The sequence below is a fragment of the Streptomyces sp. NPDC093510 genome, from assembly GCF_040683555.1.
GTDB lineage: Bacteria > Actinomycetota > Actinomycetes > Streptomycetales > Streptomycetaceae > Streptomyces.
Map to the genome: position 1 here is coordinate 253,586 of NZ_JBFBEE010000013.1, position 15,240 is coordinate 268,825.

Consider the following 15,240-nt stretch of genomic DNA (forward strand, 5'->3'; position numbering starts at 1 on the left):
CTCCTCACTGACAGCTGCCGCTGTCAGCGTCGGAACGTCTTCGTTCGCATGAGGAACTCGGCGAGGTAGCCGTCGTGCGGCAGCCCGTGCTCCATCCACGGTGTCGGATGGTCCCCGACGTAGAGGTTGGCGATGGTCGGTTCGGCCACCAACTCGTCGATCAGGTCCGCGTCGGTGGTGACGGCGGTGAGGACGAGGGTGTCGCGCAGCGGCCGGATACCCGCGTCGCGGTCCCACGGCGCGACCCAGGCGCAGGGGAAGTTCAGCTCCGTCCCGAGCTGTTCGGCGAACGGGCTGTCTAGCTGGTGCACCGCGGGCCGGAGCACCGCGGAACCGTCGCCGAGTTCGTCTACGATGCCGTCTCCGCCGAGCCACGCCTTGGTGCCCGCGGCCCGCTGCCGCAGATGCGCGTCCCACCGGCGGGCGGGTTCGACCGGCATCACGGGCAGGACGGCGCGTTCGTCCGTCGCGGGCAGGCTGGGCAGTGCGGCGAGGCGTTCGGCGATCGCCGCGGCCACGGGGGAAGGGTCGCCCTCGACCAGGATTCCGGTGGCGTTGACGCAGCCGACGCCGCCGCCACCGCTGATCGACTGCACGATGGTGTCGAGGATCGGCTCCCACTCGGTTTCGGCGGTGATGAGCATCTTGGAGCGCCCCGGGCCCTGCGGCAGCACGCGTCGATCGCCCGCGTACTTGCTCACGACGTCCGCGCCGCCGTACACCATGCCGAGGTCGGCGTGCCGCAGAATGTCGCCGGCCACGTGGTGGTCGGTGGGCAGCAACGCGATCCCCTCGTCGCCGAAACCGGCCTCGCGCAGAGCCGTGACCAGCCGGTGCGGGGTGAACGGCTCGCGCCGGGAGGGACGTACGGCAACGCGATAGCCGAGCGCGAGGGCGTCGAACCAACCCTGGTGCACCGCCGGATGGTTGCCCGCCGCGTGGACGGCGAACACCTCACCGCGCCGGGTCCACACCGCCGCACCGTCCCGGGCCCGTGGATCGCGCCACGAGGCGACGGCACCGGCGGGCCGCGCGTTCTCCACGCTGAGATGGATCAGCTCGGCGGCCCGCGCGATGTCGTCGGTGGCACCGCGCACCACCGTGATCGGTATCCCCGTGGCCACGCTGACGGTGTGCTGGTACTCCTGCGCCGTCAGCCCTGCGACGGTCCCCGTGGCGAAGGCCCGGCCCGCCCGGGCGAGCGCCGCGATCCGGGTGTCGGCGGGGAGCGCGGGCGCTCGGCGCAGCGCCTTCATCGCGCGGGTGACATACAGCGAGGGCGCGAGGCTCAGTGAAGCGACCGTGTCTCCGGTGGGGCCTTGAATGGTCTCCTGGCGCCGGGACCGATAGGGGCCGCCGGGGCCGAGAACGTCAAGGGACAGCATCAGTACACACCCTCGACCACGGGAGTGTCACCGAAGGACGCCACGGGGGTGACGTCCGCGACCGCGTCACCGAAGCCGCCGTCCAGCGGTGCGATCCGGGTCGCCTGATCCCGCTCGATGTTGTTGACCAGCAGGGCGCTTCGGCTCATGTGATGCACGACGATCTGCCCGCGCTCGCCGTACGGGACGACCTTGCCGGTGTCCGGGTCGATCACCCGGAACGTGGTGTACGGGGCGAAGGAGTCGAACACGCACGGTTCGTCGTCACCGAGTCCGGGCCTCTCCACCGAGGTCCCCAGCATCATCGTGCCGCCGTACCCGCCGACGAACCTGGTGCTCGCGAACACCTCGTCGCGCAGCAGGTCCCGGGTGTCGGCGTCCAGATGCGTACCGCCCCAGATGATCGCGCGCACCTTCCGGTCCACCAGCTCGACCAGATCGTCGTGCTGGGCGAGGCGCTCCAGCATCGGCGGGGTGGCGAAGAGGACGCCCACCTCCTGGCTGGCCAGAATGTGTCCGACCTGTTCGATGAGGTGGTCGGTGTAGGCCTCGGCCATCTCCGGCCGGCCCATCGAGATCACCTTCTTCACCCATCGCGGGTCCAGGTCGATGCTGAAGTTCAGCCCGCCCCGGGCCATCGCGGCGTCGGCGGCCATCGCGCCGACGTTGTGCGGTCCGCAGGGAACCGCACTGAGCCAGTCGACATCCCGGGGCACGCCGTGTGCGTCCAGCCGCTCGCTGAACCATTCGACACTGCGCCGGTGCCACTCCGCCGCGTACGGCACGCGCTTGGGCTGCCCCGTGGTGCCGCCGCTCTCGTAGACGGACACCTCGTGCCGGTCGCCGTAGCCCCGGGGGATCAGCTCACGGACGCCGACGTCACGCAGCTCGTCCACCACATTGGGGAACAAGCCGAGATCGTCGAAATCCCGGACGTCGTCGAGCGGATCGAAGTCGAGGGTCTTGGCCCGTTCGAGCCAGAACGACGACCCGGTCTCCGGGCTGAAGTGCCACCGCATCATCTCCCGGACGAACTCTTTGCCGGTGTGCTCGACCATGGACTTCCCTCTCGAAAGAAATGAACAAATGCCCGCGGCTGCTGCCTCGTCGACCGAGCGTTCGCGGCGCTCTCACCCGGCCTCGGCCGGACCATCGGGGCAGCGGGCCGTGGAGAGGCCGGACGTGTCGATCCAGGACTCCTTGTCGAGCACGAGGTCTCGGACGATCTCTCCGGCGGCAGGTGCCTGGCACAGTCCCTGACCGGAGAATCCGGCCGCGTAGACGAACGGGCGGGAGCTGTCGCGGCCGACGAAGGCCATCCCGTCGGGACTGACGTCGAGGTCTCCGCGCCAGCCGTGGTCGAGGCCGCTGCCGGCGAGCGACGGGTAGGTGGTGCCGACCTGGCGGGACACCCGGCGCAGCCAGGCCTCCCGGGTCTCGTCCGGAGCGGGGCGGCCCATCCCGACGAGGATGCGGTCGTCCCAGCTCCGGATCCGTAGGCTGGACGGGTCCATGGTCATCGGCAGAGGGGCACGTGGGGCGCTGTCGGGGGTGTCGGGGCTGTCGGGGCTGTCGGTCAGGAGCATCTCGACGGGGTACGTGGTGACGGGAACGCGCACGCCGGCCATGGCGGCGACCGTTCCCGCCCAGGGCCCCGCCGCGCAGACGACGGTGTCGGCGCGGATGCTGCCCGCAGGCGTGTGCACCCGTCCGTCCGGGTCGATGCCGGTGACGGGTGTCTCCGTGCGCAGGATCGCGCCGGCCTGCTCGGCGGCCGCGGCATAGCCGCGCACGATCGCGGCGGGGTCGCAGGCGCTGGCCTCGGGCGACCAGGCCGCCGCCAGGACGGCTCGCTCGTCGACCAGCGGGTTGAGCCGCGCCGCTTCTGCGGGGGTCACGAGTTCGACGTCCACTCCGGCCGCCTGCTGGTCGGCCCGGGTGCGTCGGAAGTCCCGCACCTGCTGTTCGTCGGTGAACAGCACGAGCAGTCCGATGCGCGTCAAACCGAGGTCGGTTCCGGTCCGTTCGGCGAAGGCGCGGTAGGCCTCCAGGCTCCGGACGGCAAGGCTGCTGATGAGCGCGTTGCCGGGAAAGTAAGTGCGCACAACGCCCGCGGTGGTACCGGACGACCCTGATCCGAGCGCGCCACGCTCCAGCAGCACGGTGCCGACACCCGACTCGGCGAGTTGGCACGCGATCGAGGTGCCGATGACGCCCCCGCCGATGACGACGACGTCCGCGCGCTGGGGAAGCCTGCTCACGACTGGCTGACCGGTTCACCGGTGCGCAGCTGGCGCAGGTGATCCGCGGAGTCCCATGGGTACAGGTGCAGGTTCCACCCGCCCAGGCAGTTGACGTAGAGGGCCAGTTGGCTGACCACGTTCAGGAAGTCGTCGCGCTCGAGCTGGTCGAGGCAGGCCAGGAAGCGCTGGGTGAAACTCCACAGCTGCTCCAGGCCGCAGTAGCCCAGGAACTCGGCCGGCACACCGACCAGCAGGCGCGTCATGTGCCGCAGCGAATCCATCGGCATGCCCTGGACCGCGGCCCGGACCAGACCGCCATAGGTGGCATATCCCAACGGGCGCGTCTCTCCGTTGACGAACAACAGAGTGGGCAGCACCGTATCGAAGCTGCCCGCCCCGGAAGGGATCAATCCCTCGTGGAGATCGGCGAGTTCCTGTGGTGCGGTCAGCCAGGCCCGCTCGGTCGCGGTGTGCACATCGTGGATCAGACGCTTCGCTTCGGGATCGGCGGCGGTCAGTTCCGGAATGCTGTGGCCGCCTTCGGATCCCGCTTTGCGGACTTCCGCGAGGATCGCCTTCTTCGTGGAATAGACCGAATCCCAGATCTCCCGACCGGCCTCCAGCAGCGCCGGAATGTCCTCCTGCCGGATCTGGCCGACCGGGGCTGCGGGCATCGGTTCGGTCAACGTGCCGTACTTGATGCCCAAATGCTGTAACGCGGAGCAGAATACGGTCCCATTGGGAGCGTCGCGTCGATCCGGTATACGAACCGAGGGGGACACGTGAAGCAGCGAAGGTATGGGAGCCGCGTGATAGAGATGCTCGCCCGCCACCAACGCGTGTCCCTGAAGACTCTGGTAGGGCAACGAATCCCAGAGTACGTCCGCGAGTTCGGCGTTTCGGCCGTCGAGTTCCGCGGTCACGGTGATACCCAGGTCGGGCCAGGCGATTTCGAGGTGCCGGCCGGAGAACGTTTCAGACAAGACTTTCCCCTTCGTTCAGTTGACCTGTGCGAAAACTCCCTGTGATCGGTCCTCAACGTACCGGCGATCAAGCTCGGCCCCACCCCTAATCACCCCCCTATTGTGGTCAACTGCCCACCCCGACGCCCGCGGCCTGTGCCACGGCTGTGCGTACCGCTCGATGCGGTTGCGCGGAAGGCACGACCGCGCCCCGACATCGTTGTCGAGGGCGCGGTCGGCGCTGTCGCCCTACGGCGTGTAGACGGCGTTGCTGCCGTACAGCTCCCTCGTGAACGCGGAGACATCCGCGCTGCGGTCGGAGCCGTCGAGGTTGTACGTCAGATAGACGCCGTACCCCTCACCGACGGTGCGGCGGGCGAGGGCGGCGGAGGTGCTCTGCGAGGTGCGGCCGATCTCGACGGCCGCCGGCGACAGCTTCGACTTGGGCAGGGCGATGCGCGGGACCTGCCAGGTGCCGTAGTACGGGTTCCAGGCGTAGTCGAACTTGGAGGAGATGTCGACGCCGCCGTAGGAGAGGCGTGATGCGGCCGGGCCGATGTTGTAGAGGCTGATGATCTTGTCCGGCATGTTCGCGCGCAGCGCCGTCACCAAGTGCACGAACGAGCCGGCATTGGGCTGGCCGGTGCCGTTGTTGCCGTACTCGGCGTACTCGTCGTCGAAGTCGATGCCGTCGAGGCCGTACTTGGTCACGGTGTCCGACAGCTGCTTCGCGAATGCCGAAGCCGCCTTCTGGGAGGGGAAGTTGGCGAAGCCCGCGCCCTGGTGGTTGCCGAGCACCGAGAGGACGACCTTGATGCCCTTCTCCTGCAGCGGCCGTATCTCCGTGTCGGCGTTGTCGAGGACGCGCTGCACGTTCTCGTTGAAGTGCAGGTACGCCGACTTCGTGCCCGTGTCGTAGTTGATGTTCGCCGCGAAGATCACGGCGACGTCGAAAACGTTGTCACCGCCCGTGGCGAGGGTGTATTTGCCGACGTTGCGCATGCTGTTGTTGTTCACCTCGACGTACGCCACCGAGGTCGGCCCCCGCTTCGCGGAGGCGGAAGCGGGAGCGGGGTCAGGGGTGGGAGCGGGGGCCGCTGCCGCGCCGGACGTGGCGGTCGTACCGAGGGCGAGGGCCGCGACGGCCGAGAGTGCGAGCGCGGCCGTCCGTGCTCTGCTCCGTACCAGACTGAGCATCGTTGATCGGTCTCCCATCGTGGGGTCGGCGCCCGACGTGTTCGAAAGCGCCGAGTGAGCCTCAGAGTTTCCCTCGTTCGTGACCGAATCCTGAAGATCAGGCGCCAACTCTTCACGACTCCCACGCAGTCGTGCCACCGCCCGCCCTCGCCGTCAGGTGACGACCCGTCCCCGTCAAGATCATTTTGTTGCGGCCGCATTGCAAGCCCTACGGCAATGTTGCGGGCGCGACGACAGCGTTGCGAGCTCATGGCGGAACCACCCAGAACCTGGTCTGACCACCTGGTTCGGACCAAGCTGACATTCGCCCCTTCGCGGCACCGTTCCATATCCGTACGCCCGCAGAAAGCTCCACCACCCATGCACTCGACCTGTCTCTCCGACGCCGTCCCGGCGCACCTCACGCGTGTGGTGAGGGGGTGGGCCGTCCCATGCGCCATGTAGTACGCAAGGCGGGCGGCTGGCTCTTGATGATCGTGGTCGCGACCAACGCGACCTACTTCCTGTCCAGTTGGTTTCTGGACCCTCGATCGAACTTCAAAGAGCTGCGTCCCGCCCGCAGCGAGGCACAGATCTCGCGGGCCCTCGCCCCGTACAACCTCGACCCCGGCGAGCCGCTGGTGCACCGGTGGTGGAACTGGCTCACCTCCGTGACTCTCGACTTCGACTGGGGGAAGTCGCCCACCGGCGTCTCCGTCAACGGCGAGGTGGGCTACCGGGCGCTGGTCAGCGCCCAGTTGGTCGTGACGGCGACCATCCTGTCCGTCGTGATCGGTGTCGCGCTCGCCGTCTACACCGCCGCACGACAGTACGGTCCGGCCGACCGCGTCTCGCAGGCCGTCTCCATCGCGGTCTTCAACATCCCGACGTCCGTCGCCGCGCTCGCCGTCGTCTTCGTCGCCATCTGGCTCAACCAGCACGCCGGGCTCGACTTCCTCTACGTCGCCGGGGAGAACTCCCCCGACGTCGAGGGCCTGCTCCCGACGATCGGGGACCGCCTCCTCCATCTGATCCTGCCGACGCTGACCCTGACGTTGACGGGTTACGTGGGCTACCACCTGACGCAGCGTTCGCTGCTGCTCGACACGATCAACGCCGACTTCGTGCGCACGGCCCAGGCCACCGGCCTCACCCGCGGCCAGGCCGTCCGCAGGCACGCCCTGCGCGCCGCGCTGATCCCGACGGCGGCCTCCGTGGCGTTCAGCGTGCCCGCCATCTTCACCGGAGCCATCATCACCGAGACGATCTTCGGCTGGAACGGCATGGGCCGCTACTTCATCCAGACCATCGGCAAGAACGACGTGCACGGCACGGTCGCTACCGCCGCGTTCGCCGCGGTGCTCACCGCGATCGGCGCGATCCTCGCGGACATCGCCACGGTCTTCCTCGACCCGAGAGTGCGGGTGAGCTGACATGGCGACAGTGACCGATGCCGTCACCGCCCAGCCGCATCAAGAGCCAGGGCATGGAGAGTCAGGGTATGCAGAGTCAGGGCACGCAGAGCTCGGGCGCGGCCGCCTCTATCTGCGGCGCTTCCTGCGCAACCGCCTCGCCGTCGCCGGCGTCGTGATCTTCGCGCTGCTCGTGCTGTTCAGCGCCTTCGGCGGCCTGTTCACGTCGTACACCCACACCGACGCCGACTTCACCGCCCTCACCCAGCCTCCGAGCGACGTGCACTGGTTCGGCACCAACCAGGGCGGCAACGACATCTACGCCAGTGCGGTGCACGGACTGCGGCGCTCGCTGGTGATCGCCGTGAGTGTGTCCGTCCTGACGGTCGTCGTCGCCGCGGTGATCGGCTCCGGCGCCGCGTACTTCGGCGGCCGGGTGGAGAGGCTGACGCTCGCCGCCATCCACTTCCTGCTGATCGTCCCCTCGTTCCTCATCCTCGCCCTGGTCTCCCACCGCCTGGCCGGTGACTGGCGCGTCCTCATCGTCGTCCTCACCGTGTTCGGCTGGATGTCCACCGCCCGGGTCATCTGGTCGGTCTCGACGTCGCTGCGTGAACGGGACTACGTGACGGCGGCGGAGTTCATGGGCGTCAGCCCGCCGCGCATCATCCTGCGCCACATCATCCCCAACCTCGGCTCCCTGCTCATCGTCAACCTGACGCTCGGCGTCGTCGCGACCGTGCTCAGCGAAACCGCCCTGTCGTTCCTCGGCTTCGGCGTCCAGACCCCGGACGTCTCCCTCGGCACGATGCTCGCCGACGGGGCGAACACCGTCACCAGTGCCCCGTGGCTCTTCGCTTTCCCCGCGGGCCTCGTCGTCCTGCTCACCGTGTCGATGACCTTCATCGGCGACGGGCTGCGCGACGCCCTCGACCCCACCTCTGTGACCGGCGCGGCGGGAGGCCGACAATGACACTCACCACCCCACTGCGCAACGGCGAAGCCTCCCCCACCGGCGCCGCCCCCGTGCTCTCCGTACGGGACCTGCGCGTCTCCTTCCCTTCGGAGGCGGGGCCCGTCGAGGCGGTGCGCGGCGTCAGCTTCGACCTGCTGCCGGGCCGCACCCTCGGCATCGTCGGCGAGTCCGGATCGGGCAAGTCGGCCACCGCGATGGGCCTCATGGGCCTGCTGCCGCCCACCGCCGGGCTGCGCGGCCAGGTGCTGCTCGGCGGTCAGGACCTGATCGGCCTCGACGACCGGGCGCTGTCGCGGGTACGGGGCAGATCCATCGGCATGGTGTTCCAGGACCCCCTGTCCGCGCTCACCCCCATCTTCTCCGTCGGCAGACTGCTCTCCGACGCGCTGCGGGTCCACCAGGACCTGTCGAAGAAGGCGGCCTGGGAGCAGGCCGTCGAACTGCTCGACCTCGTCGGCATCCCCGACCCCCGCAACCGGGCGTCGGCTTTCCCCCACGAGTTCTCCGGCGGCATGCGCCAGCGTGTGGTCATCGCCCTGGCCATCGCCAACCGGCCGAGCGTCCTCGTGGCCGACGAGCCCACCACCGCACTCGACGTCACCGTGCAGGCGCAGATCCTCGACGTCCTGCGCCTCGCGCAGCAGGAGACCGGCGCCGGGCTCGTCCTCATCACCCACGACCTGGGCGTCGTGGCCGGCCACGCGGACGACGTCGCCGTCATGTACGCGGGCCGCTTCGTGGAGAAGACGGACGTGCGTTCCCTGTTCCGTCGGCCGACGATGCCGTACACCGCGCGGCTCCTCGCCGCGGTGCCGACCGTGGACGGCGGGGTACGCCGCCCCCTCGTCCCGATCGGCGGCGAGCCACCCGCCCTCTCGGGCCTCCCGGACGGCTGCCCCTTCGCGAGCCGCTGCGCCCTCGCGCTCGACGCGTGCCGTACCGGGGAGCCGGAGCTGCTCCATGTCACGGGGCACGGGGACGTGGCGTGCCTGCGCGCGGCCGAGATTGCCGACGGCACGCTGGACCCGGCCGGAGGTGTCGCTCCCGTCGACCGGCGGGCGGGCACGGCGAGCGCCGAGCTCGGCGATGTGGTGCTGCGCGTCGAGGACCTCGTCAAGACCTTCCCCGTCACCAAGGGCGCGTTCGTCAAACGCCGGGTCGGCACACTGCACGCCGTCAACGGCGTCAGCTTCGAGCTGCGCAGCGGGGAGACGCTGGGCCTGGTGGGCGAGTCCGGCAGCGGCAAGACGACGACGTTGATGGAGGTCCTGCGGCTCAGACGGCCGGAGGGCGGCCGGATCGAGATCGCGGGGCGGGAGGTCGGCGCACCGGCGGCCACGGCCGCCAGTACCGATGTCAGCGCCGGTGCCGGGCGTCCACGCGCCCTGCGGCACGACGTGCAGATCGTCATGCAGGACCCGCTCGGTGCCCTGGACCCGCGCCTCACCGTCCACCAGCTCCTCGCCGAACCCTTGCAGGCCGTCGGCCGCGACCGTGACGCGATCCGCTCCCGCGTCCACGAACTGCTGACGCTCGTCGGTCTCGACCCCGCGGTGCGCGACCGTTTCCCGGCCGCGCTCTCGGGAGGCCAGCGCCAGCGCGTCGGCATCGCCCGCGCCCTGGCCACGGACCCGAAGCTGCTCGCCCTCGACGAGCCGCTCTCCGCCCTGGACGTATCGGTCCAGGCCGGGGTGATCAACCTGCTCGGCAGGCTCAAGCGCGAGCTGGGCCTCGCCTACCTCATGGTCGCCCACGACCTCGCCGTGGTCCGCTACATCTGCGATCGCATCGCCGTGATGTACCTGGGACACATCGTCGAGACGGGCGACACGGAGACGCTCTTCTCCGACCCGAAGCACCCCTACACGCGGGCGCTGCTGTCGGCGATCCCCGTCCCCGACCCCGAACGCGAGCGCACCCGCGAGCGGATCGTCCTGGAGGGCGAGCAGCCCAGCGCCACGGACCTGCCGCGCGGCTGCGTCTTCATCGACCGCTGCCCGTTGTACCGCCTCGCCGACGACGACGTCCGGGAGCGCTGCCGTACGGAACGCCCGGCGTCCAGGCCGGTGCCGGGGCAGCCGGGCCACGCGTACGCCTGCCACGCCGCGTGACCGACGCCCCTCCCAGGGCGCGTCCGACGCCAACTACCGCCGCACAACCACCACTTCACCCTCTGACCATCAACTCAAGGACACTTTCCCATGCGCGCAAGACTGGCCCTGCCCGTCGCCCTCATAGCAGCCATCTCCGTCACCGCCACCGCGTGCCAGTCCTCTTCCGGTGACGGCGCCGCGGGCTCGGACGGGAAGGGCACCCCGTCCTCCGCGTCGGGAGCCGCCGACTACAACCCGACGGCGTACGACAAGCTCAAGGACGGCGGGACCTACACGACGGCGGGGACGTTCGACGAACAGGGCAACCCGTTCAACGTCAACGGCACTCTGACGGCGTCCAGGGTGTGGGCCTGGTACAACGCGAACGCGATCACCTTCTCGCCGACCGGTGAAGTGCGGTACAACCCGGACTACTTCAGCGACGTGAAGGTGTCAGTGAAGGGCGGCAACCAGAAGGTCGTCCTGACGATCAACAAGAAAGCCACCTTCAACGACGGAACGCCGATCGACTGGACCGCGATCAAGGCCACATGGAAGGCCAACAACGGTTCCGACGAGGACTACGCGGCCTCGACCACGGACGGCTACGACCAGATCACCGGCGTCGCGCGGGGCAAGGACGACAAGCAGGCCGTCCTCACCTTCAAGGGCGTCAACGCCTCCTGGCCGAGCCTGTTCTCCACGTTCCTCCACCCGAAGGCGGCGAAGGTCGCCAACTTCAACAAGGCGTACGTGAAGAAGGCGCACCCCGAGTGGGGCGCGGGCCCGTACACGGTCGGCAAGTGGGACACCCACTCGGGCAACATCACCTTCGTCCGCAACCCGAAGTGGTGGGGCAGGAAGGGCAAGCTCGACAAGCGCGTCTACGTGAACCTGGAGTCGGCCGCGGCGGTCAACGCCTTCAAGAACGGTCAGCTGGACTACGTCTCCGCGGTCGACGCCGAGAGCCTGAAGCAGGTGAAGGGGCTCAAGGGCACCGAGATCCGCAGCGGTGGCAGCCCGTTCGTGTACTCGCTCTACTTCAACACCAAGTCGTCGGTCCTCGGGGACAAGGCGGTGCGCAAGGCGATCCAGGAGAGCATCGACCGCAGCCAGATCGCGAAGATCCAGTTCCAGGGTCTGGACTACAAGGAGCCACTGCCCGGCTCGGGCCTGCTCTACAGCTTCCAGAAGGGGTACGAGGACAATGTCGCGGCCGTCCTGAAGTACGGGCCCGACAAGGCGAAGAAGGACCTCGACGCGGCGGGCTGGAAGCCCGGGAGCGACGGGATCCGGGAGAAGGGCGGCAAGAAGCTGGAGGTCGGATACACGCTGCTGGGCGACGACCCGCTGGGCAAGGCCACCGCCGGCGCCCTCACCGCGATGCTGAAGCCGGTCGGCGTGCGCCTCATCGTCAAGAAGGCCGACGACGCGGACTTCGCCGGCATCCTCAGCGAGCGGAAGTTCGACCTGTTCCTCTCAGGCAACCGCTCCATGGACCCCTTCGGGGCCCGCTATCTGTGCGAGATGTACTGCTCGGACCGTGACTCCAACCTCACGGGCGCCGGGTCCCCGGCGCTGGACAAGGAGATCCGCGCCACGTCGGACATCGCCGACCCGGACAAGCAGGCAGCGGCGGCGAACAAGGCCGAGCGGAAGGCCCTGCGGAACTACGCCCGGCTCCCGATGTTCAGCGGCCCGTCGACGTACAGCGTCAAGAGGGGCCTGGCGAACGTGGGCGCGACCATCTTCCACAACCCGCTGCCGGAGACGGTGGGCTGGGAGAAGTAGCCCTCTCCCCGGATGCGTCCGGCCCGACCCGCCCGTGGTGTACTCCACGCCGGAAACGGGGAGGGAATGGAACGGGCCGGGCAGCAGCCGCATCCGTCCCTGAGTGAGAGCAGGCACCTCAACCACGCCTATAAACTTCCACAACCGCAGGAATCCCCTTTCGGAGCCATGACCTTGCGCAGTCTGACCTTCGTCATCGGAACGGGCAGAAGCGGCTCCACCGCGCTGTCGGGCATCCTCAACAGCCACCCCGACGTGCTCAGCCTCAACGAGTACATGGCGTCGGTCGGGGATGCGGCCTTCCCCGAGGGATCCTTGTCGGGAGCGGAGTTCTGGGAGGCCCTCTTCCGGCCCACCCCGTACTTCGCGAACATGATCCGCAGCGGGGTGCTGATGCCGGAATTCCTCTACACCCGCCGCCCGGGGCGGTACGCGGCCGAGACCACGGGCATCCCGGCGCTCTCCCTCATGGTGCTGCCCCACCTCACCGACGACCCCGACGGTCTGCTCGACGAGATCCGTACGGCGGTCGTCGACTGGCCCGACCGCAGCGCCGCCGCGCACCACGAGGCGCTGTTCGCGTGGCTCGGCGCACGGTTCGGCCGCTCCGCCGTCGTGGAGCGTTCCGGCTACTCGACGGGCTGGGCACCGGGGCTGCGCGCGGCCTTCCCGTACGCGAAGTTCGTGCATCTCCATCGGGACGGGCCGGACTGCGCCCTGTCGATGAGCCGTCATCCCGGGTATCGCACGATCACCTTGATACGTGAGATCCGGGAACGGACGGGTGTCGACAGCTTCGCCGATCTGACGGCCGAACAGGTGCGGGCCCTGCCGCCGGACCTCGCACCGCTGCTCGGCGACCGCTTCGACCCGGCGCTCGTACGAGACCGTGATTTTCCTCTGTGTCGTTTCGGCGCCCTGTGGTCCGAACTCGTCGTCCAAGGGGTGCGGTTCCTCGACGGTCTGCCGAACGACCGACGCATGGCGCTCGCCTACGAGGACCTCCTCGACGCGCCGCGTGAGGAACTCACGCGTCTCGCCGCGTTCGTCAGGGTCGAGCCGTCCCCTCAGTGGCTGGACGGCGCGTGTGCCCGGATCGACGGCAGCCGCCGCGGCTCGGCCGAGAGGCAGTTGACGGCCACCGAACTCGACGAGTTGAGGAAGAGCTGCGCTCCGGGCACCCGCGCTCTGCGGGAGCGGCCGGGCCGACCGTGACCACCGCTCTCGCAGTGGAGCGGTGGTCACAGGGGCGTGCGCCGGGCCGGGTTACGGCAGGCGGACCGACTGGGCGTGCCGGAAGATGTTCTTCGGGTCCCAGGCCGCCTTCGCCTTCTGTAGGCGGGCGTAGTTGTCCTTGTAGTAGAGGCTGTTCCACGCGGTCGACGAGGTGTTCCAGGCGGCGTCGCCGAGGTCCTTGTCGGGATAGTTCACGTAGCAGCCGTCGTTGATGTCGTTGGGCACCGGGACGCCGCCGGTCTCCGCGTAGACGTCCTTGTAGAAGTCGCGGATCCAGGCCAGGTGCCTGGCCTCGTCGGCCGGGTCGGTCCAGTACGTCTGGTACTGGAGCTTGAGCACCGAGTCGCGCTGCGGCACCGCGGTGTCGCCGGGCTTGACGCTGTTGATGCGGCCGCCGTACGAGTCGACCTGGAGCAGCGCGTCGCCGTTGCTGTAGTCGGTGCGCGTCAGGTGCTTGTACATCGCCTTGATCTGGGTGGCGGAGAAGCCCTTGCGCGCGTACGCCGACTTGTACTTGCCGTACAGCGTGGGGTTGCCGCCGCTGAGGTAGTCGGTTGCGATGTACCAGGGCAGCGTGCGCGGCTTGGCGAACTGCGGCATGGCAGCGTGCTCACCGGAGCGCTGGGTCATCGCCCGGCGGGTGACGCCGACGCCCGCTGAGACCGCGGCCAGGTAGTCGTCCAGGAGGGTCTGGGCGTCGGGCACGGTGGCGTCCATCTGCGTGAGGAGGACGATCTCCGACCGCTCGGGGTTGGCGCGCTGGTTCAGCTTGAGGAGGCCGAACAGGGAGTTGTACTTGGAGTCGGGCGCGCTGTTCTGCTCATGCCAGGTGCCCCAGTTCTGCAGGAGCCGGGTGAAGGACGCCTCGGTCATGTCCTTCCAGGGGAAGGCCGTGGCGTGCACGAAGACCTCGGACGGAGGCTTCGGGAGCAGTTTGGCGGGGTCGGTGCCGGTGGCGCCGGGGGTGCGCAGCCAGTAGCGGGTTATCAGGCCGAAGTTGCCGCCACCGCCGCCGGTGTGGGCCCACCACAGGTCCCTGAGCGCGGCGTCGGTGGAGTCGCGGGTCGCGACGACGGCCTTGGCCGTGCCGTTCTTGTCCACCGTGACGACCTCGACGCCGTAGAGGTGGTCGACGGTCAGGCCGTGCAGGCGGGAGAGCAGGCCGTAGCCGCCGCCTGATATGTGGCCGCCCGCGCCGACGGAGGCGCAGGAGCCCGCCGGGAGCGTGACGCCGTACAGCTTGTAGAGCGTCTCGTAGATGTGGAGGTTGGAGGCGCCGCCCTCGACCGCGAAGGCGTTCTTGCCGCTGTCGTAGTAGACCTGCATCATCCCGGACATGTCGATGACGACTTGGACGTCCTTGTTGAAGACGAAGTCCTCGTAGCAGTGGCCGCCGCTGCGGACGGTCAGCCGCTTGCCCGCGGCGACGGCGTCCTGGACGGCCCGCACGGCCTGTGCGGTGGTGGTGACCAGGCGGACGTAGTCGGGCTTGGCGACCCAGCGCTGGTTGATGCCGCGCACCAGGTCAGGGAAGCGGGCGTCACCCGGGGCGACGGTGATGTAGTCGGACGTGCCGGCGGCGGTCTGCGGGCCGGTGGCGACAGCGGTCGCGGCGGCGGCGCCGGGGCCCGCGGGGGTCTGGGCGGCCGCGGGCGGGGCGGTGGTCAGGGCCGCTCCGCCGGCGACTGCGGCGGCGCTGGCGAGGAGGGATCTTCGACCTACCGGTCTGCCCTGATTCGCCGCACCCGAGTCGGTTGTCTTGTTTGTCCTGCGCATGGTCACACTCCACCAACGGGTCTGAAAAGAACGGAAGTTGAAGGCGCATCGATCGATGATCGATCACGACATTAGCCCAGTGGGACAGGGGCGGCGCAATAGCTTCATTGAGAAAACTGTCCGAACTGCCGGTCAAACTACGGTTGGTTGCAGCATGTGCAACTATGCGCGCCCGAACGACCGCTCAGCG

General features: G+C 69.1%; 11 protein-coding genes. 5 read left to right on the forward strand and 6 right to left on the reverse strand.

The genetic code is table 11. The annotated features are described in order from the left end of the window. Positions 1–23: 23 nt before the first annotated feature. From AB0N81_RS22550 to AB0N81_RS22570, 5 genes are all read right to left on the reverse strand, one after another. Positions 24–1,385: an aldehyde dehydrogenase family protein gene (locus tag AB0N81_RS22550; RefSeq protein WP_365360990.1), complete on the reverse strand. Its 1,362-nt coding sequence runs from the start codon at positions 1,383–1,385 to the stop codon at positions 24–26. After that, positions 1,385–2,443, reverse strand: coding sequence for an AMP-binding protein (locus AB0N81_RS22555; RefSeq protein WP_365360992.1), 1,059 nt, complete (start codon positions 2,441–2,443; stop codon positions 1,385–1,387). Before AB0N81_RS22555 ends, AB0N81_RS22550 begins: the two co-directional genes overlap by 1 nt. 72 nt (positions 2,444–2,515) lie before the next feature. Further along, the gene (locus AB0N81_RS22560; RefSeq protein ID WP_365360995.1) at positions 2,516–3,646 is read right to left on the reverse strand and encodes an FAD-dependent oxidoreductase; all 1,131 of its coding nucleotides are present in this window, start codon (positions 3,644–3,646) and stop codon (positions 2,516–2,518) included. Beyond that, a complete protein-coding gene (locus tag AB0N81_RS22565; RefSeq protein ID WP_365360997.1) occupies positions 3,643–4,611 on the reverse strand; it encodes a hypothetical protein in 969 nt (322 codons plus the stop codon). The genes AB0N81_RS22560 and AB0N81_RS22565 overlap by 4 nt, the downstream gene beginning before the upstream one ends. A 228-nt stretch (positions 4,612–4,839) precedes the next feature. Next, on the reverse strand, positions 4,840–5,787 hold the full coding sequence (locus AB0N81_RS22570; RefSeq protein ID WP_365360999.1) for an endo-beta-N-acetylglucosaminidase H: 948 nt from the start codon (positions 5,785–5,787) through the stop codon (positions 4,840–4,842). 431 nt (positions 5,788–6,218) lie between these two features. On the opposite strand from AB0N81_RS22570, the gene AB0N81_RS22575 reads away from it, so the two are divergent. The 5 genes from AB0N81_RS22575 (at position 6,219) to AB0N81_RS22595 (ending at position 13,253) form a co-directional block, all read left to right on the forward strand. Further along, complete coding sequence (locus AB0N81_RS22575) at positions 6,219–7,199, forward strand: ABC transporter permease (RefSeq protein ID WP_365361001.1); 981 nt, start codon at positions 6,219–6,221, stop codon at positions 7,197–7,199. Position 7,200: 1 nt separating this feature from the next. Continuing rightward, positions 7,201–8,151, forward strand: a complete 951-nt coding sequence (locus tag AB0N81_RS22580) for an ABC transporter permease (RefSeq protein WP_365361003.1) — start codon at positions 7,201–7,203, stop codon at positions 8,149–8,151. Further along, positions 8,148–10,265 (forward strand): ABC transporter ATP-binding protein, encoded by a 2,118-nt coding sequence (locus AB0N81_RS22585; RefSeq protein ID WP_365361005.1) that lies wholly within the window; start codon positions 8,148–8,150, stop codon positions 10,263–10,265. Before AB0N81_RS22580 ends, AB0N81_RS22585 begins: the two co-directional genes overlap by 4 nt. A gap of 90 nt (positions 10,266–10,355) precedes the next feature. Continuing rightward, positions 10,356–12,038 (forward strand): ABC transporter family substrate-binding protein, encoded by a 1,683-nt coding sequence (locus AB0N81_RS22590; RefSeq protein WP_365361007.1) that lies wholly within the window; start codon positions 10,356–10,358, stop codon positions 12,036–12,038. Between the two features lie 168 nt (positions 12,039–12,206). Further along, the gene (locus AB0N81_RS22595; protein ID WP_365361009.1) at positions 12,207–13,253 is read left to right on the forward strand and encodes a sulfotransferase; all 1,047 of its coding nucleotides are present in this window, start codon (positions 12,207–12,209) and stop codon (positions 13,251–13,253) included. A gap of 51 nt (positions 13,254–13,304) precedes the next feature. Here AB0N81_RS22595 and AB0N81_RS22600 read toward each other — a convergent pair whose 3' ends face one another. Then, complete coding sequence (locus AB0N81_RS22600) at positions 13,305–15,050, reverse strand: FAD-binding oxidoreductase (RefSeq protein ID WP_365361011.1); 1,746 nt, start codon at positions 15,048–15,050, stop codon at positions 13,305–13,307. Positions 15,051–15,240: the final 190 nt, after the last annotated feature.